The sequence below is a fragment of the Pseudomonas kulmbachensis genome (assembly GCF_963681935.1).
Taxonomy (GTDB): domain Bacteria; phylum Pseudomonadota; class Gammaproteobacteria; order Pseudomonadales; family Pseudomonadaceae; genus Aquipseudomonas; species Aquipseudomonas kulmbachensis.
Genome location: NZ_OY817088.1, coordinates 1,709,479 through 1,726,486, shown reverse-complemented (window position 1 = coordinate 1,726,486; position 17,008 = coordinate 1,709,479). Strand labels below are relative to the sequence as shown.

Annotated in this window: 15 protein-coding genes; 10 read left to right on the top strand and 5 right to left on the bottom strand. The window is 57.4% G+C overall.

The features are described 5' to 3' along the window. Positions 1-148: 148 nt before the first annotated feature. The 9 genes from U5A05_RS08055 to trhP all read left to right on the top strand — a co-directional run bounded on the left by U5A05_RS08055 (position 149) and on the right by trhP (position 9,574). Positions 149-1,354 carry an OprD family porin gene (locus tag U5A05_RS08055; RefSeq protein ID WP_395247447.1) on the top strand — a complete coding sequence of 402 codons (1,206 nt, stop codon included), beginning with the start codon at positions 149-151 and terminating at the stop codon, positions 1,352-1,354. Positions 1,355-1,532: 178 nt separating this feature from the next. Continuing rightward, positions 1,533-2,360, top strand: coding sequence for an NAD-dependent epimerase/dehydratase family protein (locus U5A05_RS08050; RefSeq protein WP_321836076.1), 828 nt, complete (start codon positions 1,533-1,535; stop codon positions 2,358-2,360). 48 nt (positions 2,361-2,408) lie between these two features. After that, positions 2,409-3,296, top strand: coding sequence for a glucurono-1,5-lactonase (locus U5A05_RS08045; RefSeq protein ID WP_321836075.1), 888 nt, complete (start codon positions 2,409-2,411; stop codon positions 3,294-3,296). A 63-nt stretch (positions 3,297-3,359) separates the two neighbouring features. Then, entirely contained in the window at positions 3,360-4,343 is a 984-nt protein-coding gene (locus U5A05_RS08040; protein ID WP_261741582.1) for a TRAP transporter substrate-binding protein, read from the top strand. A gap of 61 nt (positions 4,344-4,404) precedes the next feature. After that, on the top strand, positions 4,405-4,932 hold the full coding sequence (locus U5A05_RS08035; RefSeq protein WP_261741581.1) for a TRAP transporter small permease: 528 nt from the start codon (positions 4,405-4,407) through the stop codon (positions 4,930-4,932). Beyond that, a complete protein-coding gene (locus U5A05_RS08030; protein ID WP_321836074.1) occupies positions 4,933-6,213 on the top strand; it encodes a TRAP transporter large permease in 1,281 nt (426 codons plus the stop codon). A gap of 147 nt (positions 6,214-6,360) precedes the next feature. Further along, positions 6,361-7,275: an EamA family transporter gene (locus U5A05_RS08025; RefSeq protein ID WP_261741579.1), complete on the top strand. Its 915-nt coding sequence runs from the start codon at positions 6,361-6,363 to the stop codon at positions 7,273-7,275. A gap of 26 nt (positions 7,276-7,301) precedes the next feature. Next, positions 7,302-8,168: an aldose 1-epimerase gene (locus U5A05_RS08020; RefSeq protein WP_321836073.1), complete on the top strand. Its 867-nt coding sequence runs from the start codon at positions 7,302-7,304 to the stop codon at positions 8,166-8,168. Between the two features lie 65 nt (positions 8,169-8,233). Beyond that, positions 8,234-9,574 (top strand): prephenate-dependent tRNA uridine(34) hydroxylase TrhP, encoded by a 1,341-nt coding sequence (gene trhP, locus U5A05_RS08015; RefSeq protein ID WP_321836072.1) that lies wholly within the window; start codon positions 8,234-8,236, stop codon positions 9,572-9,574. Between the two features lie 192 nt (positions 9,575-9,766). On the opposite strand, the gene U5A05_RS08010 is transcribed toward trhP, so the two are convergent. Together U5A05_RS08010 and htpG are read right to left on the bottom strand one after the other, a co-directional pair. After that, positions 9,767-10,495: a dienelactone hydrolase family protein gene (locus tag U5A05_RS08010; RefSeq protein WP_261741576.1), complete on the bottom strand. Its 729-nt coding sequence runs from the start codon at positions 10,493-10,495 to the stop codon at positions 9,767-9,769. Between the two features lie 58 nt (positions 10,496-10,553). Then, on the bottom strand, positions 10,554-12,458 hold the full coding sequence (gene htpG / locus U5A05_RS08005; protein ID WP_261741575.1) for a molecular chaperone HtpG: 1,905 nt from the start codon (positions 12,456-12,458) through the stop codon (positions 10,554-10,556). A gap of 233 nt (positions 12,459-12,691) precedes the next feature. Between htpG and U5A05_RS08000 the strand changes: the two genes are divergently transcribed. Further along, on the top strand, positions 12,692-12,961 hold the full coding sequence (locus U5A05_RS08000) for a hypothetical protein (protein WP_261742397.1): 270 nt from the start codon (positions 12,692-12,694) through the stop codon (positions 12,959-12,961). Positions 12,962-13,101: 140 nt separating this feature from the next. Here the strand turns inward: U5A05_RS08000 and brnQ are convergent, their stop codons facing one another. The 3 genes from brnQ to sucC form a co-directional block, all read right to left on the bottom strand. Then, entirely contained in the window at positions 13,102-14,415 is a 1,314-nt protein-coding gene (gene brnQ / locus U5A05_RS07995; RefSeq protein ID WP_321836071.1) for a branched-chain amino acid transport system II carrier protein, read from the bottom strand. Between the two features lie 358 nt (positions 14,416-14,773). Next, positions 14,774-15,655, bottom strand: a complete 882-nt coding sequence (gene sucD / locus U5A05_RS07990) for a succinate--CoA ligase subunit alpha (RefSeq protein WP_048358600.1) — start codon at positions 15,653-15,655, stop codon at positions 14,774-14,776. Beyond that, positions 15,655-16,821 carry an ADP-forming succinate--CoA ligase subunit beta gene (gene sucC / locus U5A05_RS07985; RefSeq protein WP_261741573.1) on the bottom strand — a complete coding sequence of 389 codons (1,167 nt, stop codon included), beginning with the start codon at positions 16,819-16,821 and terminating at the stop codon, positions 15,655-15,657. Before sucC ends, sucD begins: the two co-directional genes overlap by 1 nt. Positions 16,822-17,008: the final 187 nt, after the last annotated feature.

Sequence of the window (17,008 nt, the reverse complement as noted above, 5' to 3'; positions counted from 1 at the left end):
TCCATGCAGTTGTATGACAACAGATAACAAAAATAATAATGTCCAAGGAGCTCCACGGATGATCACACCTACCTGCGCCCCCGACCTTCACGTTCGCCAAAAAAATCCTAGAAACACCCGATCGCTGGTTTTGCTCGGACTCGGCAGCATGGGCCTGGCCCTGCCGCTAAGCGGTATGGCCGAAGGTTTTGTGGATGACACCAAAGCCACGCTGACCCTGCGTAACGCCTACATCAATCGCAACTACACCAACCCGGACTATCCGCAAAGCAAAGCTGAAGAGTGGACACAAAACTTCATTCTCGACGTCAAGTCCGGGTTTACCCAGGGCACCGTCGGTTTCGGGGTGGATGTGCTGGGGCTCTACTCGCAGAAGCTGGACGGCGGTAAAGGCACTGTCGGTACACAGTTGTTGCCGACCCACAGCGATGGCGAACCGGCCGATAACTTTGGCCGCCTGGGCGTCGCGGCCAAAGCCAAAATCTCCAATACGGAGCTTAAAATCGGCGAATGGATGCCAGTACTGCCGATTCTGCGCTCGGACGATGGTCGTTCCTTGCCGCAAACCTTTCGTGGTGGTCAGATCACCTCCAAAGAGTTCGCCGGTCTGAACCTCTATGGCGGCCAGTTCCGCGCCAACAGCCCGCGTAACGACGCGAGCATGGAAGACATGTCGCTCAACGGCAAAGGCGCCTTTACCTCCGACCGCTTCAACTTTGCCGGCGGTGATTACAGCTTCAACGAAAAGCGCACACAAGTCGGTGTGTGGTACGCCCAGCTGGAAGATATCTACCAGCAGCAATTCCTCAACGTCCTGCACAGCCAGCCCATCGGCGATGTGACCCTGGGCGCTAACCTGGGTTATTTCTGGGGCAAGGAAGACGGCAACAAACTGGCCGGCGATCTGGACAACAAAACCGCATACGCCCTGCTTTCGGCCAAATACAAAGGCAACACCCTGTATGTCGGCCTGCAGAAAATCAGCGGCGACGATGGCTGGTTCCGCGTCAACGGCACCAGCGGCGGCACCTTGGCCAACGATAGCTACAACTCCAGCTACGACTTGGCCAAGGAACGCTCCTGGCAAGTGCGCCACGATCTGGACTTTGCAGTGCTTGGGGTGCCTGGCCTGACCATGATGAACCGCTACATCAGCGGCAGTAACATCCACACCGGCACCATCACGGACGGCAAGGAATGGGGCCGCGAATCAGAACTGGCCTACACCGTGCAAAGCGGCACATTCAAAGACCTGAACATGCGCTGGCGTAACGCGAGCATCCGTCGCGACTACAGCGCTCACGAGTTTGACGAAAACCGCATTTTCATCAGCTATCCGTTGTCGTTGCTTTAAGCGGCCCTCTCGGACTGTGGGAGCGAGCCTGCTCGCGATGGCATCACTGATTGAAACCATCGCGAGCAGGCTTGCTCCCACAGCGGATTTTGCATTGACAAGCACCGCAATGGCTGTGAATAATCCAATCAAGTCATACGACAACAGATGACAATAACAAGAAAGACAGGGATATCTGATGCCAACTACTCGCACCGCCCAAATTCCCTTTAATCGCCTTCTTCTCACCGGTGCCGCTGGCGGTCTGGGGAAGGTACTGCGCGAAAGCCTGAAGCCCTATGCCAAGGTTTTGCGCCTCTCTGATATCGCCCAAATGGCACCTGCTGTCGACAGCCATGAAGAAATACAGCTCTGCGACCTCTCAGACAAACACGCTGTTCACCAACTGGTTGAAGGCGTAGACGCAATTTTGCACTTCGGCGGGGTCTCGGTAGAACGTCCGTTCGAAGAAATCCTCGGCCCGAATATCAGCGGCATCTTCCATATCTACGAAGCGGCACGCCGGCATGGCGTCAAGCGCGTGATCTTCGCCAGTTCCAACCATGTGATCGGGTTCTATAAACAGGATCAAACCCTGGATGCCCACTCCCCGCGTCGCCCGGACGGCTATTACGGGCTGTCCAAGTCCTATGGCGAAGACATGGCCACTTTTTATTTCGATCGCTATGGCATCCAGACCGTCAGTATCCGCATCGGCTCCTCGTTCCCCGAGCCGCAGAACCGCCGAATGATGAGTACCTGGCTGAGCTTTGCCGACCTTACGCAATTGATCGAGCGCTCGCTGTACACGCCGAATGTTGGTCATACCGTGGTCTATGGCGCCTCAAACAACCTGAAGGTGTGGTGGGACAACCGTTTCGCCGCGCACCTGGGCTTTGCGCCCAACGACACCTCAGAAGTATTCCGCGAAAAGATCGAGGCCCAGCCGATGCCTGCGGCCAATGATCCGAGCATGGTTTACCAGGGCGGAGCCTTCGTTGCGGCAGGTCCGTTCGGGGACGAGTAAACCGCGCCCCCGCTCATAACACTGAATACGGACAAGGATCGAGACGCCATGACTGCTGAACTGATTCTCGATGCACGCAACGCCACCGGCGAAAGCCCGGTCTGGAGCACTGCGCAGCAGGCACTTTACTGGGTGGATATCCCGGCAAAGCGCTTGCATCGCTGGAGCCCCGCCGATGGCAAAAGCCAAAGCTGGCAAACCTCGCAAATGCTCGCGTGCATTGCTCAGGCAGGTAATGGCAGCTGGGTCGCCGCGATGGAGAACGGCCTGTTTGCTATCACGCCACACGCCGATGGCAGCCTCGACAGCCGCCTGTTGGCCATCGTGACCCACGCCCTGCCAGAGATGCGTTTTAACGATGGCCGCTGCGACCGCCAAGGGCGTTTCTGGGCGGGCACCATGCTCATGAACATGGCCGCAGGGGCACCGGTGGGCGCTATGTACCGCTACAGCGCAGGCCAGGTCGAACCGCTCAAAGCGCAACTTGATGGTTTTATTGTGCCCAACGGGCTGGCCTTTAGCCCTGACGGCAAAACCATGTACCTCTCGGACTCACACCCCGATGTGCAGAAAATCTGGGCCTTCGACTATGACACCGATACCGGTATCCCCCATGACCGCCGCCTGTTTGTCGACATGACCGAACACCCGGGTCGCCCCGACGGCGCTGCTGTCGACGCCGATGGCTGTTACTGGATTTGCGGCAACGATGCCGGGTTGATCCACCGCTTTACGCCGGACGGCAAACTTGATCGCTCACTGTCCGTCCCCGTGAAAAAACCTGCGATGTGTGCCTTTGGCGGCGCAGATCTGGACACCCTGTTTGTCACCTCGATTCGTCCTGTGGGCGATACCAGCGACCAACCGCTGGCTGGGGGCGTGTTCGCTCTCAGCCCGGGGGTCAAGGGGCTGCCGGAGCCCGAATTCAACAATTGACTGCCTTGCCGACACTGCTGATCCAACACCTTGATATAAAAAAAACAATATTTGGAGTGACCCATGGATTTCAAACGCACCCTGCTTATTGCTGCACTCCCGCTGGCCTTCTGCTTGTCAGGAGTAGCCCAGGCCGAAATCAAAATCAAATTTGCCGAAGTACACCCCACAGGCTACCCGCCTGTGGTGGCTGAGCAGGAAATGGGCAAGAAGCTTCAAGCCCAGAGTAACGGCGATATCTCCTTCAAGATGTTTGCCGGAGGGGTACTGGGTTCAGAGAAAGAAGTGGTCGAACAGCTCCAGTCCGGTGCCGTGCAGATGACCCGTGTCAGCCTCGGCATCCTCGGCCCCGTGGTGCCGGAAACCAACGCCTTCAACCTGCCGTTCGTGTTCCGCGATCAGGCCCATATGCGCAAAGTCATCGACGGTGAAATCGGCCAGGAGATGCTGGATAAAATCACCAACTCCGAATTCAACATGGTCGCACTCGCCTGGATGGATGGCGGCACCCGCAACCTGTACACCAAGAAACCAGTACGCGCGATCGGCGACCTCAAGGGCATGAAAATTCGCGTCCAGGGCAACCCGGTATTTATTCAAACCATTAACGACATGGGCGGTAATGGCATCGGCATGGCGACCGGCGAAATCTTCAGCGCCTTGCAGACAGGCGTCATCGATGGCGCAGAGAACAACCCGCCCACCTTTCTTGAACACAACCACTACCAGAACGCCAAATACTTCACCTGGACCGATCACCTGATCCTGCCCGAGCCCATTGTGATGGCCAAGTCCACCTGGGCAAAGCTGACCCCGGAGCAGCAAGCCCTGGTGCAGAAACTGGCCCGAGAAGCGCAGTTTGAAGAACGCGTGCTTTGGGACAAGAAAACCGCCGACAGCATCACCAAGCTCAAGGCCGGTGGAGTTGAGTTCATCACCCTCACCCCAGAACAGAAAAAAGCCTTCTACGACGCGACTCAGCCAGTGCGTGACAAATATGGTGCGGACTACAAAGACCTGATCTCGCGTATTGAAGCCGTTCAATAAGTCAGCCCGATAATGCCGCGGTGACGGGCTCCAGCCCGTTTTCCGCCGCGTGGTGAGCCCCATGAAAAATACCGTACTGCGCTTGAACGACATGTTGTACCGGGTTTGTATCGGGATTGCCGGCCTGTCGGTACTGACCATGACCCTGATCATTCCATGGGGCATTTTTGCCCGCTACGTGCTGGGTACTGGCTCCAGCTGGCCCGAGCCCACCGCCATTTTGTTGATGGTGGTATTCACCTTCTTTGGTGCCGCCGCCAGTTACCGTGCCGGGGCCCACATGGCCGTGGCGATGGCCGTGGAGCGCATGCCCAAGCACCTGCGCTCCAAGGTTGCTGTGCTGGTGCAAATACTGATGGTGATCGTCTGCCTGTTCATGACCGTGAAGGGTTTTAAATTGTGTGCGACCACCTGGAATCAATTTATCGGTGAGATGCCGTCCGTGAGGGTAGGCATCTCCTATTTACCGATCCCTATAGGCGGTCTGGTGACTCTTTCCTTCGTCCTGGAAAAACTCTTCCTGGGTGACCAAAGCCACCGCCGTGCCGTGCGGTTCGACATCGTAGAAGCCAGCGAAGAGGCCGTATAAATGGACGCTTTCGTACTGTTGGGCAGCTTTATCGCCCTGATCCTTATTGGCATGCCGGTCGCCTATGCGCTGGGCCTGTCGGCATTGGTCGGGGCCTGGTGGATCGATATCCCGTTCGATGCCCTGATGATTCAGGTCGCGGGCGGCGTAAACAAATTCTCCCTGCTGGCGATACCGTTTTTCGTACTGGCGGGTGCGATCATGGCCGAGGGCGGCATGTCGCGCAGGCTGGTGGCATTCGCCGGGGTACTGGTGGGTTTTGTGCGCGGCGGCCTGTCGCTGGTCAACATTGTGGCCTCGACCTTCTTCGGCGCGATTTCCGGTTCATCGGTGGCCGACACCGCCTCTGTAGGTTCGGTACTGATTCCAGAAATGGAACGTGCAGGCTACCCCCGCGAGTTCTCTACAGCGGTGACGGTCAGCGGCTCGGTGCAAGCGTTGCTCACCCCTCCGAGCCATAACTCGGTGCTGTACTCCCTGGCTGCTGGCGGCACGGTGTCGATTGCTTCGCTGTTTATGGCCGGGATCATGCCCGGGCTGCTACTCAGTGCGGTACTGATGGGCCTGTGCATGATCTTCGCGCGCAAGCGCAATTACCCCAAGGGCGAAGTGATCCCGCTGCGTCAGGCGCTGAAAATCGCCGGTGACGCGATGTGGGGCCTGATGGCCATGGTCATCATCCTCGGCGGTATTCTGTCGGGCATTTTCACCGCCACCGAGTCGGCCGCCATCGCCGTGCTCTGGTCGTTCTTCGTCACCATGTTTATCTACCGCGACTACAAATGGCGCGACCTGCCCAAGCTGATGCACCGGGCGGTACGGACTATTTCCATCGTGATGATCCTGATCGGTTTCGCCGCCAGCTTCGGTTACATCCTGACGCTGATGGAAATCCCGATGAAGATCACCACAGCGTTCCTGACGCTGTCGGATAACCGTTACGTGATCCTGATGTGCATCAACGTCATGTTGCTGCTGCTGGGCACCGTGATGGACATGGCACCGCTGATTCTGATCCTGACCCCGATCCTGCTGCCCGTGATCATCGGCATCGGTGTCGACCCGGTGCACTTCGGCATGATCATGCTGGTCAACCTGGGGATCGGCCTGATTACACCGCCGGTGGGCGCAGTGCTGTTCGTGGGGGCTGCCGTGGGCAAGGTGTCCATCGAAAGCACCGTCAAGGCACTGCTGCCGTTCTACGTGGCGCTGTTTATGGTGCTGATGCTGGTGACCTACGTTCCGGCCATCTCTCTGTGGCTGCCAAGCATGGTGCTGTAAACCACACCCTGCCCGTGGGAGCGGGCTTGCTCGCGATGCAGACGGCGCGGTGTCGCTGAAACACCGCAGCGATTCCATCGCGAGCAAGCCCGCTCCCACAAAGGTTATCCAAGAGGTTTTATTTCCAGCCAAGGAGGCTGGTTGCTTATGTCTGCTCCTGCTTTGTTCCCCCGTCATATCGCGGTATTGATCCTGGTACTGTTGGCCTGTGCATTTGCGGGCAACCATATCGCCGCCCGGATTGCCTTCGACCACGACACCGGCCTGCTATTGGCCATTCTATGCCGCGCCGGCGTGACCTTGCTGGTATTGACCAGCCTGGTGTTGTGGCAGCGCGAACGTCCTCGCTTGACCCCCGCCAACTGGCGTTGGCAATTGCTGCTGGGGCTGCTGATCGCGGCGCAAAGCTTCTTTATCTATTCAGCGGTGGCGCGGATTCCCGTGGCACTGGCGCTGTTGATTGCCAACGTGGCGCCCATTCTGCTGGTGCTCCTGACTTGGGCTCTGGGCGGCGCCGCACCTACCCGGCGGGCTGCGCTGCTGATGGGGCTGATCATGTGCGGTCTGGTATTTGCCCTGGATGTGCCCGAACGCCTGTCCAGCCAGGGCACTACCGAAGCGCAATGGCTTGAAGGGATCCTCTTCGGCTTTGCCGCCGCCTCTGTGTTCGCCTGTGCGCTCTGGATCACCGATCACAAACTCTCGAGCCTACGCGGCACGGTGCGCAGCATGCTGACCATGCTGATTGTGTTTTGTGCCGCAGCCCTGGCCGGGGTCAGTGGCGTGCTACCGGGCGGCGTGTCGCTACCCGCCTCGTCCACCGGCTGGACGGCTCTGGCCTGTCTGGTTGCGCTGTATGGTCTAGGGTTCTGCCTGCTGTTTATCTGCATGACGCGCCTGAACATGGCCCGCAACGCACCGGTAATGAACGTTGAGCCCGTGGCGAGCCTGCTGTTTGGCTGGCTGATCCTGGATCAACTGCTCAGCAGCGGCCAAATAATCGGCGGCCTGATCGTGGTCGCGGGTATTGTGATGCTCACCTGGCGCCGTACCGCCGATTGAACTGTCCTCCTTAACGGTAGAGTCCCATGCCCCAAGTGCTATTGACCCTTGAAGACGGCCTGACCCGGCTGACCCTGGCTCCGCAAGTGGGTGGCAGCATCCTGGACTGGAGCATCATCGCCAGCGGCTTGCCACTGTTGCGCGCAAGTGCCAGCGACGCCCTCAGCACCCACTCGGCCAACGCATTGGCCTGTTATCCGCTGGTGCCCTGGTCGAACCGGATAGGGAGTGGAGGCTTCGATGGCGCCGGCCATTGGTTTGCCTTGGAGCCCAACAACCCTCCCGGCCCCCTGCCCATTCATGGCAGCGCCTGGCAGCAGTCCTGGAGCGTGATCGAGCACAGCCCGCGGCATGCCTGCTTGCAACTGGACAGTTCCAGCCCTTTTGCGTACCGCGCCCAGTTGCGCTACACCCTGAGTGACGGCCAGCTATGTATCGAACTGAGCGTTACCCATCAGGACGAGCGCGCCGCCTGGCATGGCCTGGGTCTGCACCCGTATCTGCCACGCACCGCCAACACCCGGTTGCAGGCAAAGACCGCACAAGTCTGGCTGTGCGATACCCAGGGCCTGCCCACGGAGCTTGCAGCGCTGCCAGAGCAATGGGATTTCAACCAGAGCAACCGCTTGCCGCAAACCCGACTCGATAACTGCTTTACCGAGTGGGATGGCAGTGCACTGATCAGTCAGCCGGATCTGGGTTACTCGCTGGAGTGTCAAGCAACAGATAGCCGTTACTGCCTGGTGTATTGCCCGCCGGGAGAGGACTTCTTCTGCTTCGAACCCGTCAGCCATCCGGTCAATGCCCACCACCTGCCGGGCCACCCAGGGCTTACGCTGCTGCATAAGGGACAGTCCACCCGCATGAGTGTCAGCTTCAAGCTCAACCTATAGACCCAGGTCAATAATCAGGCAGTCAGGCTCGACTACCATCGCGCCTTTTTGCGAACGACCTGACTATGCACCTTGCCCCGCCCGAACTTCTCGCCCCAGCCGGCACCCTTAAAAACATGCGTTATGCCTTCGCTTATGGTGCCGACGCGGTGTACGCAGGCCAACCACGCTATAGCCTGCGGGTGCGTAACAACGAATTCGACCACGCCAACCTGGCTATTGGGATCGCCGAGGCCCACGCCCAAGGCAAGCGCTTTTACGTAGTGGTCAATATTGCCCCGCACAACGCCAAGCTGCGCACCTTCCTCAAGGATCTGGAACCGGTAGTTGCCATGGCCCCGGACGCGCTGATCATGTCTGACCCGGGCCTGATCATGCTGGTGCGCAAAAACTTCCCGCAGGTGCCGATTCATTTGTCGGTCCAGGCCAATACGGTGAACTGGGCCAGTGTCGAGTTCTGGCAGCAGCAGGGTTTGAGCCGGATCATCCTGTCGCGCGAACTGTCGCTGGAAGAGATCGAAGAGATTCGCCAGCAAGTACCGGACATGGAGCTGGAGATTTTCGTGCATGGCGCGCTGTGCATGGCCTACTCCGGGCGCTGCCTGTTGTCCGGCTACATGAACAAGCGCGACGCCAATCAGGGCAGTTGCACCAATGCCTGCCGCTGGAAGTACGACACCAAACCGGCCACGGAAAACGAGCTGGGCAATATCGTCAATGTGGTTGAGCCAACCCTGGGTGTAGGCGCACCCACCGATGAAGTGTTTGTGCTGCACGAATCCCAACGCCCGGATGAACCGATGACCGCGTTCGAAGACGAGCACGGCACCTACATCATGAACTCCAAGGATCTGCGTGCCGTGCAGCACGTGGCGCGGCTGGCCGAGATGGGCGTGCACTCGCTGAAAATCGAAGGCCGGACCAAGTCCCACTTCTACTGCGCACGGGCCACTCAGGTGTATCGCAAGGCGATTGATGATGCAGTGGCGGGCCGTGAGTTTGACCGCAGCTTGATGACGGATCTGGAGTCACTGGCACAGCGTGGCTATACCGAGGGCTTTTTACGTCGGCATGTACACGATGAGTACCAGAACTACCTGCATGGCAGTTCGTTATCGCATCGCCAGCAGTTTGTCGGGGAGTTGACCGGCGAGCGGCGCAACGGTCTGGCCGAGGTCAAGGTGAAAAACCGTTTTGCCCTGGGCGACCATCTGGAGTTGATGACACCCAAAGGCAACTACCACTTTGATCTGGACCGACTGCACAACAGCGCAGGCTTGCCGACCCAGGTGGCACCGGGTGACGGTCACACGGTGTACCTGCCGATTCCCGAGCAGGTGGATTTGCAGTATGGGTTGCTGATGCGGGATTTGACCGTGAGCGAGACCATGACGCGATCCCTGTAGATACTCTGTTCCAGGTCAAGCCCCAGTGGGAGCGAGCCTGCTCGCGAATGATCTTCGCGAGCAGGCTCGCTCCCACACTTGAAGTATCTCTGTAGCCGCTGACGAGCAGCGCGAGGCTGCGTACGGCTGCGCAGCAGTCGTCAAGGTTAACGACCTCGTGCCTCGACAGCGGCTACATGAACAGCCCTGATATCAATCGCGAAACACTTCATCCAGCAGGTTGTGCATGGCGGTAAACGCCCGGCTGGAGGTTTTGGCGTCGTACATCATCTTGCCCGGCACGTTGGCGTGCGGGTCGGTGAAGGAATGCACTGCGCCGCCGTAGCTGGTCAATTGCCAGTCCACACCCGCTGCATTCATCTCGGCCTCAAACACCGGTAGCTGTTCGCTTGGCACCAATGGATCAGATGCGCCGTGCAATACCAGCACCGAACCCTTGATGCTCTTCGCATCGACAGCGTTAGGCGTATCGAGCGAGCCGTGGAAAGACACAGTAGCCTGCAGCGGTGCACCGCTACGTGCCAGCTCCAGCGAGCAGCAGCCGCCAAAACAGAAGCCAAAGGTTGCCAGCTTGCTGCTGTCGACCTGGGCCAGTCCCTGATTTTTCAGCATGTCATAGGCGGCCCACATCCGTTTGCGCAGCAAGGCACGGTCATTCTTGAGCGGCATCATTGCAGCGCCCGCCTCGTCAGCGTTGGTTGGGCGGATGGCCTGGCCGTACAGGTCGGCGATCAACACCACATAGCCTTGCTCGGCCACCGACTTGGCGATCTCTTCGGCGCCCTCGCTGATGCCCATCCAGTTGGGCGCCATCAGCAAACCCGGCAGCGGATCTTCTCGGCTCGGGTCAAAAGCGAGGCGGCCTTCGTAAGGTTGGCCGTCAATTTGATAGGCCACTGAACTGACCGTAATTGATTTCATTAAAAACTCCTGAACTCAAAACAAAAAAAACCCGCCGAAGCGGGTTTTTATAGCGCGGTTAGACCGACAACTCTACTAACAATTTGTTCAGCCGACGGACATAAGCCGCAGGGTCTTTCAAGCTGTCACCGGCTGCCAGGGCTGCCTGATCAAAGAGGATGTGCGACAGGTCGCCAAAGCGCTCTTCACTCTGCTCTGCATCGAGTTTCTCGATCAGCGGGTGAGCCGGGTTGAATTCGAAGATCGGCTTCGATTCAGGCACTTTCTGACCGCTGGCTTCGAGGATCTGGCGCATTTGCATGCCCAGGTCCTGCTCACCGATAGCCAGAATCGCTGGAGAGTCGGTTAGACGGTGCGATACACGCACTTCGCTGACGCTTTCGCCCAAGGCTGCCTTGATCCGCTCAACCAGACCTTCTTTGGCCTTGGCCACTTCTTCTGCGGCTTTCTTGTCCTCTTCGGAGTCCAGGTTGCCCAGATCGAGGTCGCCACGAGCCACGTCGACAAAGCTCTTGGCGTCGAAGTCGCTGAGGTAGCTCATCAGCCACTCGTCGATACGGTCGGTCAACAGCAGTACTTCGATGCCTTTCTTGCGGAAGACTTCGAGGTGCGGGCTGTTCTTGACCTGTGCGTAGGTTTCGCCGGTCAGGTAGTAAATCTTGTCCTGACCTTCCTTGGCGCGAGCCAAGTATTCGGTCAGTGAAACGTTTTGCTCACCGTCGTCACCGTGGGTTGAAGCGAAACGCAGCAGACCGGCGATTTTTTCCTTGTTGGCGAAATCTTCAGCCGGGCCTTCTTTCATCACCTGGCCGAAGTTTTTCCAGAAGCCCTGGTATTTCTCAGGGTCGTTCTTCGCCAGTTTTTCCAGCATGTCGAGCACACGCTTGGTCAGCGCCGTTTTCATCGAGTCGATGATCGGGTCTTTTTGCAGGATTTCCCGCGACACGTTCAACGACAGATCGTTGGAGTCAATCACGCCTTTGATAAAGCGCAGGTACAGCGGCAGGAACGACTCGGCCTGATCCATGACAAATACACGCTGTACATACAGCTTCAGGCCTTTAGGCGCTTCACGCTGGTACAGGTCGAACGGAGCGCGGGCCGGTACGTAGAGCAAGGAGCTGTACTCGAGCTTGCCTTCAACCTTGTTGTGGCTCCAGGCCAGCGGGTTCTCGTAGTCATGGGCAATGTGCTTGTAGAACTCCTGGTATTCCTCGTCCTTGACTTCAGTACGAGGACGGGTCCACAGAGCACTTGCACGGTTAACGGTTTCCCACTCCAGTGCCGGTGCTTCTTCGCCTTCGGCAGCGGCCTGCTCTTTAGGCAACTCGATCGGCAAGGCGATATGGTCGGAGTACTTTTTAATGATGTTGCGCAGGCGCCAGCCGTCAGCGAACTCGGATTCGCCGGACTTCAGATGCAGCACGATTTTGGTGCCGCGATCGGCTTTTTCAACGGTCGCGACTTCAAACTCGCCTTCGCCCTTGGAAGACCAGTGCACGCCTTCGCTTGCAGGGCTTCCGGCACGGCGGCTGTAGACGTCAACCTTGTCGGCGACGATAAAGGCCGAGTAGAAGCCCACGCCGAACTGACCGATCAGGTGCGAATCCTTTTTCTGGTCGCCCGAAAGGTTTTTCATAAAGTCAGCAGTACCGGACTTGGCAATCGTACCCAGGTGGGTGATCACGTCGTCACGGTTCATGCCGATACCGTTGTCTTCGAGGGTGACGGTGTTGGCGTCCTTGTCGAAGCTCACACGGATTTTCAGATCCGAGCCGCCTTCGAGCAGTTCAGGCTTGGACAGTGCTTCAAAACGTAATTTGTCGACAGCATCAGAGGCGTTCGAGATCAATTCGCGAAGGAAGATTTCCTTGTTGGAGTACAGCGAATGGATCATGAGGTGCAGCAGTTGCTTGACCTCGGTCTGGAAGCCCAGGGTTTCCTTTTGAGTTTCCACGCTCATTGTTATCAAACTCCGATTAGATGGCATGAGCCACGCCCTGATGGGTTGGTGGCGGGATGTGATGAAAGTTGGGGCCCTAGGTTAAGATTTCAAGGCCTGTTGAGGTTGCATCGGTTTTTTACCAATACTTTCAACGGACGATGCCTTACTTATATATGTGTACGAGCATGGAACTTAAGCTATCGGACAACGCTCAAACGCCCCGTAGATCTACTCATAAGGAGAAACACCCCATGCGTAATACTTTTGCTGTTGCCTTGATGCTGGCTGCTTCGCTTGGCCTCGCTGCCTGCGATAAAAAATCCGAAGACAAAGCTCAGGACGCTACTCAGCACGCTGAGCAAGCTCAAGAAAAAATGTCTGAAGCCCAGGACAAAGTGAACGACGCGGCGAAAGAAAATGCCGAAGCGGCCAAAGCTCAGGCCGAGTCCAACAAAGCTGCTGCTGAAGAGGCCGCTCCAGCTGTTCCTGCAGCTCCAGTGGCAACTCCAGAAAGCAAGTAACAGCGCTTTTTGTGATGCAAAACAAAGCCCGCGCTATGCGGGCTTTGTTGTGTTTGAACACACAGCCATAAAAAAAGCCCTGCATCCGTTAGATGCAGGGCTTTTTTATGTATCCGGTAACGCTTTTGGCGATCCGGATATTACGCGAGTGCTTCTTGACGCTTGCCCAGCAGACGGTCGCAGACAACTGCGCCCAGCAGGGTCACAAGGCACGGCACCAACCACGCCAGGCCCTGATCGCTGAATGGCATGTTAGCCAGTTGGGCCGGAATCCAACCGCCCAGGCCAGCGCCTTTAAGCGCATCGATCGAACCGAAAAGGAACGAAACCAGCATTACCGGGCCAACGATGCGCGCCTGCGCATGCCACAAGCCTTTGCAGAAGCTCAAGGCCACCAGCACGATGCACGGCGGGTAAATCGCCGTCAGCAGCGGGATGGAGAACGCGATCAACTGCGTCAAACCGAGGTTCGACACGGCCAGCGAGAACACGGCAAGGATAATCACCAGCGTCTTGTAAGACAGTGGCAATACCTTACTGAAGTATTCAGCGCAGGCACACGTCAGGCCAACAGCAGTTACCAGGCAGGCCAGAGCGATCAGCACCGCCAGGAAACCGCTGCCCAGCGAACCGAAGGTGTGCTGTACGTAGGCATGCAGTACTGCCGCGCCATTGGTTGCGCCCGCTGCCACTTCATGGCTGCCCGCGCCCAGGCGGAACAGGCTGATGTACACCAGCGCCAGACCAACCCCGGCGATCAGGCCGGCAATGATTGCGTAACGGGTAATCAGCTTCGGCGACTCAACCCCACGGGAACGAATGGCGTTCACGATCACAATGCCGAACACCAGTGCACCCAGTGTATCCATGGTCAGGTAACCATTGATAAAACCTTGGGAGAACGGTGCAGCTACGTATTCAGGGGTCGCAACGCCAACATCACCTGCAGGCAAGGCAACGGCAGCAATGCCGAGAATGGCCAGCGCGATGATTTTCAGCGGAGCAAGGAAGCGCCCTACCGTGTCCAGCAAACGACCCGGGTACAGCGAAACGAAGAACACAATCAGGAAGTAGACCGAGCTGTACAGGAACAGCGCCAGCGAGCTCTCCCCGGTCAACGGTGCCAAGCCGACTTCAAAGGATACAGTGGCGGTACGCGGGGTCGCGAACAGCGGGCCAACAGCCAGATAGGCCACAGCCGCCAGCAAGCCACCAGCCACTTTGCCGATCGGGCTGCTCAGTGCATCCATGCCGCCGCCAACTTTGGCCAGCGCAATAACAGTCACCACCGGCAGACCTACTGCGGTGATCAGGAAGCCCAATGCGGCCATCCAGACATTAGGCCCGGCTTGCAGGCCAACGATTGGCGGGAAAATGATGTTACCCGCCCCAACGAACAGGGCAAAAGTCATAAACCCAAGTGCCAGAATGTCCTGGCCTTTCAATACTTTCATTACGGAAATACCACACTACTGAATCGGAATTTAGAGGGGAATTTCCCGTACGGATGTGGGAAATGCTGTCGGTCTGTATAAGTCCAACCCGTCTAGCGCGCGGCTTCCTTTTGGGATGCTCACGCAGAACTGCGGAATGGCGGCAAGATTACCGATTTTTTTCCTACAACGCACTGTTAGAGGGCGGACTGTCCGATGAACGAACGCAGTTGTCGCATGAATGACATCGAAAAATGGTTTGGTGTGGTTTTTCTTCGCTGGGATAGGCATTACTTCGTAGCAGCTGCATACCCCAGAACGCACAAAGGCCACCCGAAGGTGGCCTTTGCCTGGTGTAGCAGTCAGTTAAGCGCGAGGCTTATTTGACAGCCCAGCCAGTCAGCTCGGACAGAGCCTTGCCGATATCTGCCAGCGAACGCACGGTTTTAACGCCTGCGTCTTCCAGGGCAGCAAACTTCTCGTCTGCAGTACCCTTGCCGCCAGAGATGATTGCGCCAGCATGGCCCATGCGCTTGCCTGCAGGGGCAGTCACACCAGCGATGTAGGAAACAACTGGCTTGGTCACGTGTGCCTTGATGTAGGCAGCCGCTTCTTCTTCAGCCGAACCGCCGATCTCACCGATCATTACGATCGCTTCGGTCTTCGGGTCTTCCTGGAACAACTTCAGGATGTCGATGAAGTTGGAACCAGGGATCGGGTCACCGCCGATGCCTACGCAAGTCGACTGACCGAAACCGGCATCAGTAGTTTGCTTCACAGCTTCGTAAGTCAGGGTGCCGGAACGCGACACGATGCCTACTTTGCCTGGCAAGTGAATGTGACCTGGCATGATGCCGATCTTGCATTCGCCTGGGGTGATAACGCCTGGGCAGTTAGGGCCGATCAGGATTACACCCAGCTCGTCGCACTTAACTTTAGCGTCCAGCATGTCCAGGGTAGGAATGCCTTCAGTGATGCAAACGATCAGCTTGATGCCGCCGAAAGCTGCTTCAAGGATGGAATCCTTGCAGAAAGGAGCTGGTACGTAGATAACGCTGGCGGTTGCGCCAGTGGCAGCTACAGCTTCTTTCACGGTGTTGAAAACAGGCAGGTCCAGGTGAGTGGTACCGCCTTTGCCCGGAGTAACGCCACCAACCATCTTGGTGCCGTATTCAATGGCTTGCTGGGTGTGGAAGCTACCCTGCGAACCAGTGATGCCCTGGCAGATAACTTTGGTGTCTTTATTGATCAGGACGCTCATTACTTGCCCTCCGCAGCTTTAACAACTTGTTGAGCAGCGTCGGTCAAGCTGGTAGCAGCGATGATGTTCAAGCCGCTTTCTGCCAGTACTTTAGCGCCCAGTTCAGCGTTGTTGCCTTCAAGGCGAACAACCACCGGGATTTTCACGCCGACTTCTTTCACTGCACCGATGATGCCTTCGGCAATCATGTCGCAACGAACGATGCCGCCGAAGATGTTGACCAATACTGCAGCGACATTGCTGTCGGACAGGATGATCTTGAACGCTTCGGTTACGCGTTCTTTGGTAGCACCGCCGCCAACGTCGAGGAAGTTGGCTGGCTTGCCGCCATGCAGATTAACGATGTCCATGGTGCCCATCGCCAGACCAGCGCCGTTTACCATGCAGCCGATGTTGCCTTCCAGCGCTACGTAGTTCAGTTCGAACTTGGCAGCGTGCGCTTCGCGCGGATCGTCTTGCGACGGATCGTGGAAAGTTTTCAGCTTGGCCTGACGGTACATGGCGTTTGCGTCGATGTTGATTTTCGCATCGAGGCAGTGCAGATCGCCGTCAGTCTTGATAACCAGCGGGTTCACTTCCAGCAGAGCCAGGTCGTGATCCTTGAACAGCTTGGCCAGACCTACGAAGATCTTGGCGAACTGAGTAACTTGCTTGCCTTCCAGACCCAACTGGAAAGCCAACTCGCGACCCTGGAATGGCTGAGCGCCAACCAGTGGATCGATAGTTGCTTTCAGAATTTTTTCTGGAGTGTCGTGAGCGATTTTCTCGATGTCCACGCCACCTTCGGTGGAAGCCATGAACACGATACGGCGGCTCGAACGGTCAACGACAGCGCCCAGGTACAGCTCTTTAGCGATATCAGTGCACGATTCAACCAGGATCTTGGTGACCGGCTGACCAGCGGCATCAGTCTGGTAAGTCACCAGACGCTTGCCCAACCACTGTTGTGCGAATGCTTTAGCGTCTTCTTTGCTGCGAACCAGCTTTACGCCGCCCGCTTTACCGCGACCACCTGCGTGAACCTGGGCTTTAACAACCCATTCAGTTCCGCCGATTTTGTCGCAAGCTTCTGCGGCTGCTTCCGGGGTATCTACTGCATAACCCTTGGATACTGGCAGGCCGTATTCAGCGAACAGCTGCTTACCCTGATACTCGTGAAGATTCATGCTTTTTACCGTCTTCGTTAGGTACTGCGCATTCGGCGCTGCACTTTTATTAGTGCCGCACCACCTGTGACTGCTGCTTGTGCTGCTTCAACAAACCCGACACACGCGTGAGCGGAGTCGGGCCTGGGTCAAACAAGACAAGACTGCGTCCGGCGGAAGTTCCGCGGTGAGGCTTGCTAGCAAGGCT

Excerpts from the sequence above, each read along its gene's own strand:
- U5A05_RS08055 (WP_395247447.1), top strand. The coding sequence starts at position 149 with ATGGGCCTGGCCCTGCCGCTAAGCGGTATGGCCGAAGGTTTTGTGGAT.
- U5A05_RS08050 (WP_321836076.1), top strand. The coding sequence starts at position 1,533 with ATGCCAACTACTCGCACCGCCCAAATTCCCTTTAATCGCCTTCTTCTC.
- U5A05_RS08045 (WP_321836075.1), top strand. The coding sequence starts at position 2,409 with ATGACTGCTGAACTGATTCTCGATGCACGCAACGCCACCGGCGAAAGC.
- U5A05_RS08040 (WP_261741582.1), top strand. The coding sequence starts at position 3,360 with ATGGATTTCAAACGCACCCTGCTTATTGCTGCACTCCCGCTGGCCTTC.
- U5A05_RS08035 (WP_261741581.1), top strand. The coding sequence starts at position 4,405 with ATGAAAAATACCGTACTGCGCTTGAACGACATGTTGTACCGGGTTTGT.
- U5A05_RS08030 (WP_321836074.1), top strand. The coding sequence starts at position 4,933 with ATGGACGCTTTCGTACTGTTGGGCAGCTTTATCGCCCTGATCCTTATT.
- U5A05_RS08025 (WP_261741579.1), top strand. The coding sequence starts at position 6,361 with ATGTCTGCTCCTGCTTTGTTCCCCCGTCATATCGCGGTATTGATCCTG.
- U5A05_RS08020 (WP_321836073.1), top strand. The coding sequence starts at position 7,302 with ATGCCCCAAGTGCTATTGACCCTTGAAGACGGCCTGACCCGGCTGACC.
- trhP (WP_321836072.1), top strand. The coding sequence starts at position 8,234 with ATGCACCTTGCCCCGCCCGAACTTCTCGCCCCAGCCGGCACCCTTAAA.
- U5A05_RS08010 (WP_261741576.1), bottom strand. The coding sequence starts at position 10,495 with ATGAAATCAATTACGGTCAGTTCAGTGGCCTATCAAATTGACGGCCAA.
- htpG (WP_261741575.1), bottom strand. The coding sequence starts at position 12,458 with ATGAGCGTGGAAACTCAAAAGGAAACCCTGGGCTTCCAGACCGAGGTC.
- U5A05_RS08000 (WP_261742397.1), top strand. The coding sequence starts at position 12,692 with ATGCGTAATACTTTTGCTGTTGCCTTGATGCTGGCTGCTTCGCTTGGC.
- brnQ (WP_321836071.1), bottom strand. The coding sequence starts at position 14,415 with ATGAAAGTATTGAAAGGCCAGGACATTCTGGCACTTGGGTTTATGACT.
- sucD (WP_048358600.1), bottom strand. The coding sequence starts at position 15,655 with ATGAGCGTCCTGATCAATAAAGACACCAAAGTTATCTGCCAGGGCATC.
- sucC (WP_261741573.1), bottom strand. The coding sequence starts at position 16,821 with ATGAATCTTCACGAGTATCAGGGTAAGCAGCTGTTCGCTGAATACGGC.